The organism is Streptomyces griseosporeus (assembly GCF_014656055.1).
Classification (GTDB): domain Bacteria; phylum Actinomycetota; class Actinomycetes; order Streptomycetales; family Streptomycetaceae; genus Streptomyces; species Streptomyces griseosporeus.
Genome location: NZ_BNBR01000009.1, coordinates 24,329 through 36,982 on the forward strand (window position 1 = coordinate 24,329; position 12,654 = coordinate 36,982).

General features: G+C 70.8%; 11 protein-coding genes. 7 read left to right on the top strand and 4 right to left on the bottom strand.

Going from position 1 to position 12,654, the window contains the following annotated elements:
* Positions 1-193: 193 nt before the first annotated feature.
* The 3 genes from IE308_RS33505 (at position 194) to tyrS (ending at position 4,458) form a co-directional block, all read left to right on the top strand.
* On the top strand, positions 194-1,717 hold the full coding sequence (locus IE308_RS33505; protein ID WP_190220775.1) for a TldD/PmbA family protein: 1,524 nt from the start codon (positions 194-196) through the stop codon (positions 1,715-1,717).
* Entirely contained in the window at positions 1,714-3,108 is a 1,395-nt protein-coding gene (locus IE308_RS33510; protein WP_190220776.1) for a metallopeptidase TldD-related protein, read from the top strand. The genes IE308_RS33505 and IE308_RS33510 overlap by 4 nt, the downstream gene beginning before the upstream one ends.
* Positions 3,109-3,189: 81 nt before the next feature.
* Positions 3,190-4,458 carry a tyrosine--tRNA ligase gene (gene tyrS / locus IE308_RS33515; protein ID WP_190220777.1) on the top strand — a complete coding sequence of 423 codons (1,269 nt, stop codon included), beginning with the start codon at positions 3,190-3,192 and terminating at the stop codon, positions 4,456-4,458.
* An 83-nt stretch (positions 4,459-4,541) separates the two neighbouring features.
* On the opposite strand, the gene IE308_RS33520 is transcribed toward tyrS, so the two are convergent.
* On the bottom strand, positions 4,542-4,820 hold the full coding sequence (locus IE308_RS33520; RefSeq protein WP_110627236.1) for a GlsB/YeaQ/YmgE family stress response membrane protein: 279 nt from the start codon (positions 4,818-4,820) through the stop codon (positions 4,542-4,544).
* 245 nt (positions 4,821-5,065) lie between these two features.
* Here IE308_RS33520 and IE308_RS33525 point away from each other — a divergent pair, with 245 nt between their 5' ends.
* Together IE308_RS33525 and IE308_RS33530 are read left to right on the top strand one after the other, a co-directional pair.
* On the top strand, positions 5,066-5,443 hold the full coding sequence (locus IE308_RS33525; RefSeq protein WP_110627237.1) for a DUF3099 domain-containing protein: 378 nt from the start codon (positions 5,066-5,068) through the stop codon (positions 5,441-5,443).
* Positions 5,444-5,677: 234 nt separating this feature from the next.
* On the top strand, positions 5,678-5,896 hold the full coding sequence (locus tag IE308_RS33530; protein ID WP_190220778.1) for a hypothetical protein: 219 nt from the start codon (positions 5,678-5,680) through the stop codon (positions 5,894-5,896).
* Between the two features lie 224 nt (positions 5,897-6,120).
* Here the strand turns inward: IE308_RS33530 and moaA are convergent, their stop codons facing one another.
* From moaA to IE308_RS33545, 3 genes are all read right to left on the bottom strand, one after another.
* Complete coding sequence (moaA, locus tag IE308_RS33535; RefSeq protein WP_190220779.1) at positions 6,121-7,110, bottom strand: GTP 3',8-cyclase MoaA; 990 nt, start codon at positions 7,108-7,110, stop codon at positions 6,121-6,123.
* A 181-nt stretch (positions 7,111-7,291) separates the two neighbouring features.
* The gene (locus IE308_RS33540; protein WP_110627240.1) at positions 7,292-8,911 is read right to left on the bottom strand and encodes a monocarboxylic acid transporter; all 1,620 of its coding nucleotides are present in this window, start codon (positions 8,909-8,911) and stop codon (positions 7,292-7,294) included.
* Positions 8,908-9,264 carry a DUF485 domain-containing protein gene (locus IE308_RS33545; RefSeq protein WP_110627241.1) on the bottom strand — a complete coding sequence of 119 codons (357 nt, stop codon included), beginning with the start codon at positions 9,262-9,264 and terminating at the stop codon, positions 8,908-8,910. Before IE308_RS33545 ends, IE308_RS33540 begins: the two co-directional genes overlap by 4 nt.
* A gap of 255 nt (positions 9,265-9,519) precedes the next feature.
* Between IE308_RS33545 and IE308_RS33550 the strand changes: the two genes are divergently transcribed.
* The gene (locus IE308_RS33550; RefSeq protein WP_190220780.1) at positions 9,520-11,046 is read left to right on the top strand and encodes a S8 family peptidase; all 1,527 of its coding nucleotides are present in this window, start codon (positions 9,520-9,522) and stop codon (positions 11,044-11,046) included.
* A 65-nt stretch (positions 11,047-11,111) separates the two neighbouring features.
* Positions 11,112-12,629: a S8 family peptidase gene (locus tag IE308_RS33555; protein WP_190220781.1), complete on the top strand. Its 1,518-nt coding sequence runs from the start codon at positions 11,112-11,114 to the stop codon at positions 12,627-12,629.
* Positions 12,630-12,654: the final 25 nt, after the last annotated feature.

Consider the following 12,654-nt stretch of genomic DNA (forward strand, 5'->3'; position numbering starts at 1 on the left):
GATGACAGGCGGCTTCGTCAGAAACCTATCGGTCGCGCCGGGGCCGGGAACATTCGGGCACCGACAGTGGCGCAGGACAGTCACTGTGGGGTCCCTACAGAAAGATGCGGACCTTGTACGGAAAGGTGTGGTCCGACGGCCGGGGGGCGCGACATGATCGGAGCCCACAGGTCACGACAGCAGGGAGACCTCGGTGCCTCATACGATCGACGAAGCCTTCACGGCACTTCCCCTACGCGCCCTCGCCGACGCCGCTCTCGCACGCGCGCGTGCGCTCGGGGCCGAGCATGCCGACTTCCGGCTGGAGCGGGTGCGCAGCGCGTCCTGGCGGCTGCGGGACGCCAGGCCCGCCGGGTCGTCGGACACCACCGACCTCGGGTACGCGGTGCGGGTGGTGCACGGGGGGACGTGGGGGTTCGCCTCGGGCGTGGACCTGACGATGGACGCGGCCGCGCGCGTGGCCTCGCAGGCGGTGGCCATGGCGAAGCTGTCCGCGCAGGTCATCAAGGCCGCCGGGTCCGACGAGCGGGTGGAGCTGGCCGACGAGCCGGTGCATGCCGACAGGACGTGGATCTCGTCGTACGAGATCGATCCCTTCACGGTGCCGGACGAGGAGAAGACCGGGCTGCTGCGGGAGTGGAGCCTGCGGCTGCTGAACGCCGACGGGGTCGACCACGTCGACGCCTCGCTGCTCACCGTCCACGAGAACAAGTTCTACGCCGACACCGCGGGCACGGTCACGACGCAGCAGCGGGTGCGGCTGCATCCGGTGCTGAACGCGGTGTCCGTCGACGACTCCAGCGGCGAGTTCGACTCGATGCGGACCCTGGCGCCGCCCGTGGGGCGCGGCTGGGAGTACCTGACGGGCACCGGCTGGGACTGGGACAAGGAGCTGGCGGAGATCCCGGAGCTGCTCGCGGAGAAGATGCGCGCGCCGAGCGTCGAGCCGGGCCTGTACGACCTGGTCGTCGACCCGTCCAACCTGTGGCTGACCATCCACGAGTCGATCGGGCACGCGACCGAACTGGACCGGGCGCTCGGCTACGAGGCCGCGTACGCCGGGACCTCCTTCGCCACCTTCGACCAGCTGGGCAAGCTCCGCTACGGCTCGGAGCTGATGAACGTCACCGGTGACCGCACCGCCGAGCACGGACTCGCCACCGTCGGCTACGACGACGAGGGCGTGCAGGGGCAGTCCTGGGACCTGGTCAAGGACGGCGTCCTCGTCGGCTACCAGCTGGACCGGCGCATCGCGAAGCTGACCGGGTTCGAGCGGTCCAACGGGTGCGCCTTCGCCGACTCCCCCGCGCATGTGCCGGTGCAGCGCATGGCCAACGTGTCGCTCCAGCCCGACCCGGCGGGGATGTCGACGGAGGACCTCATCGGGTCCGTGGACCGCGGGATCTATGTCGTTGGGGACCGGTCCTGGTCGATCGACATGCAGCGGTACAACTTCCAGTTCACCGGGCAGCGCTTCTACCGGATCGAGAACGGGCGCCTCGCCGGGCAGCTGCGGGACGTCGCCTACCAGGCCACGACCACCGACTTCTGGGGGTCCATGGCCGCCGTCGGAGGCCCGCAGACGTATGTCCTCGGCGGCGCCTTCAACTGCGGAAAGGCCCAGCCCGGGCAGGTCGCCGCGGTCTCCCACGGTTGCCCCTCGGCCCTGTTCAAGGGCGTCAACATCCTCAACACCACGCAGGAGGCCGGTCGATGAGCGCCCCCGCCAGCAAGCCGCACGAGATCGTCGAGCGCGCCCTCGGCCTGTCCACCGCCGACGGCTGTGTCGTCATCGCCGACGAGCACTCGACCGCCAACCTGCGCTGGGCGGGCAACGCCCTGACCACCAACGGCGTCACCCGCGGCCGTACCCTCACGGTGATCGCGACCGTCGACGGCAAGGAGGGCACCGCCTCCGGTGTCGTCTCCCGGTCGGCGGTGACCACGGACGAGCTGGAGCCGCTGGTGCGGGCCGCCGAGGCCGCCGCGCGCGGCGCCGGGCCCGCCGAGGACGCGCAGCCGCTGGTCAGCAGCGTACCCACCTCTCCCGACTTCACGGACGCGCCCGCCGAGACCTCCTCCGCCGTCTTCGCGGACTTCGCGCCGGCGCTCGGCGAGGCGTTCGCACGCGCGCGTGCGGGCGGCCGTGAGCTGTACGGCTTCGCCAACCACGAGCTGGTGTCGACGTACCTGGGCACCTCCACGGGGCTGCGCCTGCGGTACGACCAGCCCAACGGGACGCTGGAGCTGAACGCCAAGTCGCCCGACCGCACCCGCTCGGCCTGGGCGGGACGCGCCACCCGGGACTTCAAGGACGTCGACCCGGCGGCGCTCGACGCGGAGCTGGCCGTACGGCTCGGCTGGGCGGAGCGGCGTATCGAGCTGCCCGCCGGGCGGTACGAGACGCTGCTGCCGCCGACCGCCGTGGCCGACCTGCTGATCTACCAGCTGTGGTCGGCGTCGGGCCGGGACGCGGCCGAGGGGCGCACGGTGTTCTCCAAGCCGGGCGGCGGCACCCGGGTCGGCGAGAAGCTGACCGACCTGCCGCTGACGCTGCGCAGCGACCCCGACGAGCCGGGCCTGGAGTGCGCGCCGTTCGTGATCGCGCACTCCTCCGGCGGCGACCAGTCGGTGTTCGACAACGGGCTGCCCGCCCCGGCGACCGAGTGGGTCAGCGCCGGTGTGCTGAACCGGCTGACGACCACCCGGCACAGCGCGGGCCTGACCGGCCTGCCGGTGGCGCCGGCGCTGGGCAACCTGATCCTCGACGGCGGCGAGGACCGCTCGCTTCAGGAGATGGTCGCGAGCACCGAGCGCGGGCTGCTGCTCACCTGCCTGTGGTACATCCGCGAGGTGGATCCGGCGACGCTGCTGCTCACCGGCCTGACCCGGGACGGCGTGTACCTGGTGGAGAACGGCGAGGTGACCGGCGAGGTGAACAACTTCCGGTTCAACGAGTCGCCGGTCGGCCTGCTGGGCCGGGCCACCGAGGCGGGCCGCACGGAGAAGACGCTGCCCAGGGAATGGAGCGACTGGTTCACCAGGGCGGCGATGCCGGCGCTCAGGGTGCCCGACTTCAACATGAGCTCGGTCAGCCAGGGCGTCTGAGCCTCTCCGGGCCCATGGCTGTCAGTGGTCCCCCCTAGACTTGGGGGAACCTTTTCGTACCTCTCAAGGAGACAGACGACCGTGACGGACATCGTCGACGAGCTGAAGTGGCGCGGGCTGTTCGCCCTGTCCACTGACGAGGACGCTTTGCGCAAGGCGCTCGCGGACGGTCCCGTCACGTTCTATTGCGGCTTCGACCCGACCGCGCCGTCCCTGCACGTGGGGCACCTGGTGCAGGTGCTCACCGTGCGCCGGCTCCAGCAGGCCGGTCACCGGCCGCTGGCGCTGGTCGGCGGCGCGACCGGCCTGATCGGCGACCCGCGCCCGACCGCGGAGCGCACGCTGAACGACCCGGAGACGGTCGCCGGCTGGGTGGACAGGCTGCGCCACCAGATCGAGCCGTTCCTGTCCTTCGAGGGCGAGAACGCCGCGGTCATGGTGAACAACCTGGACTGGACGCAGGGCCTGTCCGCGATCGAGTTCCTGCGGGACATCGGCAAGCACTTCCGCGTCAACAAGATGCTGACGAAGGACTCGGTCGCCCGCCGTCTGGAGTCCGACCAGGGCATCAGCTACACGGAGTTCAGCTACCAGATCCTCCAGGGCATGGACTTCCTCCAGCTCTACCGGCGGTACGGCTGCACGCTCCAGCAGGGCGGCAGCGACCAGTGGGGCAACCTCACGGCCGGCCTGGACCTGATCCACAAGCTGGAGCCGCACGCCGACGTGCACGCGCTGGCGACGCCGCTGATGACGAAGGCGGACGGCACCAAGTTCGGCAAGACCGAGGGCGGCGCCGTCTGGCTCGACCCGGAGATGACGACGCCGTACGCGTTCTACCAGTTCTGGCTGAACGTGGACGACCGGGACATCTCCCGGTACCTGCGCATCCTGTCGTTCAGGTCCCGCGAGGAGCTGGAGGAGTTGGAGCGGCAGACCGAGGAGCGGCCGCAGGCCCGGACCGCCCAGCGGGCGCTGGCGGAGGAGCTGACGACGCTGGTGCACGGCGCCGACCAGACGGCCGCGGTGATCGCCGCGTCCAAGGCCCTGTTCGGGCAGGGCGAGCTGGCCGAGCTGGACGAGCGGACCCTGTCGGCCGCCCTGTCCGAGGTGCCGCACGTGCGGGTCTCCGAGCCCGCTCCGGTCGTCGACCTGTTCGCCGAGGTCGGCCTGGTGCCCAGCAAGTCGGCCGCGCGCCGGACGGTGAAGGAGGGCGGCGCCTACGTGAACAACGTCAAGGTGACCGCCGAGGACGCCGTCCCCGCGAAGGAGGAGCTGCTGCACGGCCGCTGGCTGGTGCTGCGGCGCGGCAAGAAGAACCTGGCGGCCGTCGAGGTCGTCGGCGGCTGACGAGCGCAACGCGAAGGGGCGGTCTCCCGTGCGGGGAGACCGCCCCTTCGGCGTCCGTGCGGGCCTGCCGGCGGACCGGCCGCTCAGGCCCGCTGCTTGCGCCTGCCCAGCGTCGCCATGTAGAGCATGTCGCCGAGGAAGACGATCACGATCGCGGCGACGAGCTGGAAGGCGTGCCGGCTCCAGTCGATGCCGGACGTCTCCTCGACACCGAAGCCGCGGGCGATCGCGTTGCCCACGATCGCGCCGAGCATGCCGAAGATCGTCGTCAGCCACAGCGGGCTGTGCTGTTTGCCGGGGATGATCGCCTTGGCGATGAGTCCCAGCACGAATCCGACGATGATCGCCCACAACCAGCCCATGGCTGCCTCCTCGAACGGCACTAGCGAGCCTTGCGACGAGTCTGGTGCCCCGATCGGTACGACGCATGCCGGGTACCGCCGTACGCGCTACGGCGCAGCCCGTTCCCGCAGGCCGTGGGGTGACCCGGTCTCGTGGGCGGCGCAGGCGAGGCGTACCGTGGAGCTGTTCGGGACCCTGGTTCCCGACGGGTGCGGACACGTGAACGGGCCGGGGAGAGTCCGATGCGGGCGAATGGTGGAATGTGATGCGGAAGCTGCACGGCCGCGGCCACACCGAGGTGGTCCGGATCACCGGAGCCCGTACGGGTCTCCAGGAGGACGTGCGCGGCCGGCAGCGGCGGTACGTCATCTCCATGACGATCCGCACGGTGTCGGTGATCCTCGCGGCCACCCTGTGGAACGTGGAACGGCACGTCGCGATCGTGGCGCTGGTGCTGGGCGCGGTGCTGCCGTACATCGCGGTGGTGATCGCCAATGCCGGCCGGGAGAACGCGCCGTCGCTCCCCTCGACCTTCGTGACCGCGCCGATGCGGCCGATGATCGCGCCGTCGCCGGTGGACGAGCCGTTCGCGGAATCCGTCCCGGAGGACGCCGCCAAGGAGCCGCCCGAGCGGCAGCCCTGAGCCGGCCGCGCGGAGCCCGGTGCGGGGCTCCGCGGAAGCTCATCTCGAACCTCAAGAAAAGCTCAGATCAATCATGTAGTTCGGCTGCCCTGTGGCGGTCCGGTCGTGACATACTTCCTACGCGCTCCGCATCCCCCGTCGGAGCGACGGACCGACGCCGGGCAGCTCCCCCCGTGGCTGCTCGGCGTCGCCTTTTGTGCGGCTCGGTGCGCCCTGTCCCTGTGAGACGGACCTGTGACTGACGAGACCCCTGTGTGCAGCGCCAAGGGCTGCCGTGCCGCCGCGGTGTGGGTGCTGGCCTGGAACAACCCGAAGCTCCACACGCCGGAGCGGCGCAAGACCTGGCTGGCGTGCGAGGAGCACCGCGAGCATCTGTCGCAGTTCCTGGGCGTGCGCGGGTTCCTGAAGGACGTGGTGAAGTTCGAGGAGTGGCAGGCCCCCGAGGGGGCCTAGGGCGTGTCCGCAAAGTCGCGTCGTCCGCCCGGAGGGCGGGCCGAGCGGCGTCCGGTGCGTGCTCTCGCCGTGCCGGACGGGCGCCCGCGTACTGGTTGTACGCGGGAGACCGGCCGGTGCGGCGAGAGGGCGTGCCGGGCGTCGGGCGGCAGACGGGACTTTGCGGACACGCCCTAGGGCTTGCCGCGGACGTACCCGCGTGGGCTCAGCCGCCGATCGCGGCCTCAGCCGCCGATCGCGGACATCGGGCGGTCCGGCTGGACGAACGCCGGGTCGTCCAGGCCCGCTCCCGCCTTCTTGCCCCACATCGCCAGCCGCCAGATGCGGGCGATCTCCTCGTCGGGTGCGCCGGAGCGCAGGGCTGCGCGCAGATCGGTCTCCTCGGTGGCGAACAGACACGTCCGTATCTGCCCGTCGGCGGTGAGGCGGGTGCGGTCGCAGGCCGCGCAGAACGGGCGGGTCACGGAGGCGATGACGCCGACGACGTGCGGGCCGCCGTCGACGAGCCAGCGCTCGGCGGGGGCCGAGCCGCGCTTCTCCTCGCCTTCCGGGGTCAGCTCGAAGCGGGTGCGCAGGGAGGCGAGGATGTCCCCGGCGGTGATCATGCCGTCGCGCTTCCAGCCGTGCTGGGCGTCGAGGGGCATCTGCTCGATGAAGCGCAGTTCGTAGTCGTGCTCGACGGCCCAGGCCAGCAGGTCGGGGGCCTCGTCGTCGTTGAGCCCGGGCATCAGGACCGAGTTGACCTTCACCGGGGTGAGGCCGGCCTCGCGGGCCGCGTCCAGGCCCTCGATGACGTCCTTGTGGCGGTCGCGGCGGGTGAGGGTCTTGAAGACGTCGGGGCGCAGGGTGTCGAGGGAGACGTTGACCCGGTCCAGGCCGGCGGCCTTCAGGGCGGCGGCGGTGCGCTTGAGGCCGATGCCGTTGGTGGTCAGCGACATCTGCGGGCGGGGCTCCAGGGCGGCGACGCGCTCGACGATGCCCACCAGGCCGGGGCGCAGCAGGGGCTCGCCGCCGGTGAAGCGGACCTCGGTGATGCCGAGGGTGCGGACCGCGATGTCGATCAGGCGGACGATCTCGTCGTCCGTGAGCAGGTCGGGCTTGGCGAGCCACTGCAGGCCCTCCTCGGGCATGCAGTAGGTGCAGCGCAGGTTGCACCGGTCGGTCAGCGAGACCCTCAGGTCGGTGGCCACCCGGCCGTAGGTGTCGATGAGCACGTGGGCCCCCTCCCTCGTCGCGGATCGGCAGTCTGCCCTTGCTTGCGAGCCTACGTGACGGCACTGACAGTGACACCAGCCCGATCCCACGACGTAAGACGCGGCCGGGTCGTAGGTACCTACCAGGCACCCGCGACCCGGCCGCTCGGACGATCCGCCGGGGTCGTCTCCCAAGCCGTGCCTAGTGCGCTCCGGTGCCGGTCAGCGACCGCACCTCCAGCTCGGCGTACTTGGCGGGGTCCGGCTTCTCCTTGGACAGGTAGGTGCCGATGACGCCCAGCAGGAAGCCGACGGGGATGGAGATGAGGCCGGGGTTCTCCAGCGGGAACCAGTGGAAGTCGACGTCGGGGAACATCGAGGTCGGCTTGCCGGAGACGACCGGCGAGAACAGCACCAGGCCGACCGCGGTGACGAGGCCGCCGTAGATCGACCACAGGGCTCCGGCGGTGGTGAACCGCTTCCAGAACAGGCTGTAGACGATCGTGGGCAGGTTGGCGGAGGCGGCGACGGCGAACGCCAGGGCGACCAGGCCGGCGACGTTGAGGTCGCGGGCGAGGGCGCCGAGGACGATGGAGACGGCGCCGATGCCGACGGTGGCCCAGCGGGCGGCGCCGAGCTCCTGCTTCTCGGTGGCCTGGCCCTTCTTGATGACGTTGGCGTAGATGTCGTGCGCGAAGGACGAGGAGGACGCCAGGGTCAGGCCCGCGACGACCGCGAGGATCGTGGCGAAGGCGACCGCGGAGATCGTGGCGAGGAGGATGGCGCCCCAGCTGGAGTCGACGCCGCCGAGGTGCAGGGCGAGCAGCGGGGCGGCGGTGTTGCCGGCCTTGTTGGAGGCGATGATCTCGTCCGGCTTGATCAGGGCGGCGGCGCCGAAGCCGAGGGCGAGGGTCATCAGGTAGAAGGCGCCGATCAGGCCGATCGCCCAGATCACGGACTTCCGGGCGGCCTTGGCGGTGGGCACGGTGTAGAAGCGGATGAGGATGTGCGGCAGGCCCGCCGTGCCGAGGACCAGGGCGATGCCGAGGGAGAGGAAGTCGAGCTTGGTGGTGCCGGTGGCGCCGTACTTCAGGCCGGGCTCCAGGAAGGCGGCGCCCTTGCCGCTGTTGTCGGCGGCCGAGCCGAGCAGGTCGGAGACGTTGAAGTCGAACTTCAGCAGCACCAGGAAGGTCAGCAGCAGGGCGCCCACGATGAGCAGGACCGCCTTGACCATCTGCACCCAGGTGGTGCCCTTCATGCCGCCGATGGTGACGTAGACGATCATCAGGACGCCGACCAGGGCGACGATGCCGATCTTGCCGCCGTCGCTGGTGATGCCGAGGAGCAGCGAGACGAGGACGCCGGCGCCCGCCATCTGGGCGAGCAGGTAGAAGATGGACACGACGATGGTGGAGGTGCCGGCCGCCGTGCGGACGGGCCGCTGGCGCATGCGGTACGCCAGGACGTCGCCCATGGTGTAGCGGCCGGAGTTCCGCAGCGGTTCGGCGACCAGCAGCAGGGCGACCAGCCAGGCGACGAGGAATCCGATGGAGTAGAGGAAGCCGTCGTAGCCGAAGAGGGCGATGGCGCCGGCGATGCCGAGGAAGGACGCGGCGGACATGTAGTCGCCGGAGACGGCGAGGCCGTTCTGGAAGCCGGTGAACTGGCGGCCGCCGGCGTAGAAGTCGGCGGCGTCCTTGGTCTGCCGGCCGGCCCAGACGGTGATGACCAGGGTCGCGACGACGAACACCGCGAACAGGCTGATGATCAGGCCGCGGTGCTCACTGGCCTCTCCGGCCGCAAGGGTGATCGCGGGGCTCATGCGCCGCCCTCCATCCGGGACTTGATGGCCTCTGCCTTGGGGTCGAGCTTGGCGGCGGCGTGCCGCGCGTACCACCAGGCGATGAGGAACGTGGTGAGGAACTGGGCGAGGCCGAGGAGGAGGGCCACGTTGATGTTGCCGAACACCTTGGTGCCCATGAAGTCGCCCGCGTAGTTGGAGAGCAGGACGTACAGCAGGTACCAGGCGATGAAGGCGACGGTGAGCGGGAAGGCGAAGGAGCGGTAGGAGCGGCGCAGTTCACCGAACTCCGCGCTCTCCTGCACCTCGGTGAACTCCTCGGCGGAGGGCAACCGGGTGGGGGATTTCGAAGGGGGCGGTGTCTCGGTAGCCACGGAGTCTCCTCGCGGTGCGGATGCGGTTGTGACAGAGGGCGGGTAGCGAGTGTCCTCGCGTTCCCTGTTCAACGTCACGGCGCCACGCGAGGACGGGTTCAACCCCATGTCGTTCTTTCCGAAGTCGTGCGCGATGAGTCATTGCTGGCCACGGAGATCGCGGGATAGCTTCGCCCTGCACCACCCGTCATGTACCTGCCCGAGGACCACCTGTGTCTCGGGCCGGTGTCGTTTTCCGGATGATGTGGAGACCCCATGGCTCATCTGCCTTCCAGACGCCGCCTGGCCCTCGCCGTGCCCGTCGCCCTGTCGCTGACCGCCTCGCTCGGCTTCCTGCCGGCGGCGGCCTCGGCCGCGCCGCGCGCCGCGAGCACCGCCGAGGCGGCCGAGGCCGGCACGCTGGCGTACGTCGTCAACACCTCCGTCGACCACCGCACCCTGGAGTCGGTGAAGCGCGCGGTCGTCGCGCACGGCGGCACGATCGTGACGACGTACGAGAAGATCGGCGTGATCGTCGTCCACTCCGCCAACCCGGACTTCGGCAAGGAGATACGCGCGGTCCGCGGGGTGCACTCGGCGGGCGCCACGCGCACCGCGCCGCTGAAGGCCGCGGGCACCACGGACGAGGGCGCCGTGCAGCTCCTCACCAAGGAGGAGGCGGCGAAGGTCACCCGGGAGGCGGCGGACGGCCAGGAGCCGCTGGAGGCCGACCAGTGGGATCTGCGGGCGATCGGCGCGGACAAGGCCGCGAAGATCAACCCGGGTAGCCGGAACGTGACCGTCGCGGTCATCGACACCGGTGTCGACGACACCCACCCCGACCTCGCCCCGAACTTCTCCGCGGCCCAGTCGGCGAACTGTGTCGGCGGTGTCGCGGACACCACGCCGGGCGCCTGGCGGCCGTACAACCCGGACGAGGACTACCACGGCACGCATGTCGCAGGTGAGATCGCCGCGGCCCGCAACGGCGTCGGTGTGGCCGGTGTCGCGCCGGGCGTGAAGGTCGCCGGGATCAAGGTGAGCGACCCGAACGACGGTCTGTTCTACCCGGAGAACGTCGTGTGCGCCTTCGTGTTCGCCGCCGACCACGGCGTCGAGATCACGAACAACAGCTACTACGTCGACCCGTGGCTGTACAACTGCATGGACGATCCCGATCAGCGGGCCATCGTCGACGCGGTCAACAGGGCCCAGCTGTACGCGCAGGGCAAGGGCATCCTCAACCTGGCCTCGGCCGGCAACTCCAACCACGACCTGGACGCCGACGCGATCGTGGACGAGACGAGCCCGGACGACGCCACGCCGGTGACCCGGACGATCGACCCGCACGAGTGCTTCGACGTGCCGACCCAGCTGCCGGGTGTAGTGACGGTCAGCGCGACGGGCGTGAACAACGTCAAGTCGTACTACTCCTCGTACGGCAACGGGGTCGTCGACATCGCGGCGCCGGGCGGCGACCGCAAGTACCAGATCCCGGACACGCCGTCGCAGAACGGCCGCATCCTGTCCACCATGCCGAACAACTCCTACGGCTTCCTCCAGGGCACCTCGATGGCCTCGCCGCACGCCGCGGGCGTCGCCGCGCTGCTGAAGTCCACGCACCCGTGGGCGGGCCCGCAGGCCCTGCAGGCGCTGCTGAAGGCGCAGGCGGACAACCCGGGCTGCCCGGCCTCCTACGACCAGGACGGCGACGGCACGCAGGACGCGACCTGCGAGGGCGGACCCCGGGTCAACGGCTTCTACGGCTTCGGCATCGTCAACGCGCTGCGCGCGGTCAAGTAGGTCCACGAGGTGGGTTCCCGCACCGCCCGCCCGCATTTCGCGAACGAACTGGAGACACTGACACCATGACAGCGCCTCACTCGCGCTCCCGCCGCGCACTGGCGATCCCGGCCGGCATGGCCCTGGCCACCGCTCTGGCGTTCCTGCCGAACGTGACGGCCACCGCGGCCCCGCAGACGGCACCGGCCGCCACCGACGCCGGATCCCTCAGCTACGTCGTCAACGTGCGCCCCGGACACGGTCCGTCGGTCCACGTGAAGAAGGCGATCGCCGAGGCCGGCGGCACGATCGTGACGTCGTACGACCAGATCGGCGTGATCGTCGTCCACTCGGCCAACGCCGACTTCGCGAAGACCCTGCGCGAGGTGCCGGGCGTGCAGTCGGCGGGCGCCACGCGCAACGCGCCGCTGCCCGCCCAGTCCACCGGCGACATGGGCACCCCGAAGGTGCTCGGCGCCGAGGAGGCCGCGGCCGTGCAGGCCGCCGACGGGCAGGACCCGCTGGAGCCGCTCCAGTGGGACCTGCCGGCCATCAAGGCGGACAAGGCCCACGAGAAGACGCTGGGCAGCGACAAGGTCACCGTCGCGGTGCTCGACACCGGCGTCGACGACACGCACCCCGACCTGGCGCCGAACTTCGACCGGGCCGCGTCCGTCAACTGCGTGGCGGGCAAGCCGGACACCACCGACGGCGCCTGGCGGCCGGGCGCCGGGGAGAGCCCGCACGGCACGCATGTCGCGGGCGAGATCGCCGCCGCGAAGAACGGCCTCGGCATGACGGGTGTCGCGCCCGGGGTGAAGGTCGCCGGCATCAAGGTGGCCAATCCGGCGGGCTACTTCTACACGGAGGCCGTGGTGTGCGGTTTCGTGTGGGCTGCCGAGCACGGCGTCGACGTGACGAACAACAGCTATTACACCGACCCGTGGTACTTCAACTGCACGGACGACCCGGACCAGAAGGCGCTCGTGGAAGCGGTCACGCGCGCGTCGCGCTACGCCGAGCGCAAGGGCGCGGTCAACGTGGCGGCGGCCGGCAACGAGAGCTACGACCTCGCGGCCGACAGCATCACCGACCCGGTCTCGCCGAACGACGCCACGCCGTCGGACCGGGTGATCGACCCGTCGGAGTGCTTCGACATCCCGACCCAGCTGCCGGGCGTGGTGACCGTGTCGGCCACGGGCGCCAAGGGCATCAAGTCGTCGTTCTCCAACCACGGCCTCGGCGTGATCGACATAGCCGCCCCGGGCGGCGACTCGACCCGCTACCAGACCCCGGCCCCGCCGGCCACCAGCGGCCTGATCCTCGGCACGCTGCCCGGCGGCAAGTGGGGCTACATGGCGGGTACGTCGATGGCGACGCCCCATGTCGCGGGCGTGGCCGCGTTGATCAAGTCGACCCACCCGAACGCCTCCCCGGCCCTGGTGAAGGCGCTGCTGTACGCCGAGGCCGACGCCACGGCGTGCACGGACCCGTACGACATCGACGCCGACGGCAAGGTCGACGCGGTGTGCGAGGGCTCGAAGAACCGGAACGGGTTCTACGGGTGGGGGACGGCCGACGCCCTGGACGCGGTGACCTGGTAGAGGGTCGCGGTAGCGGTACCGGCTC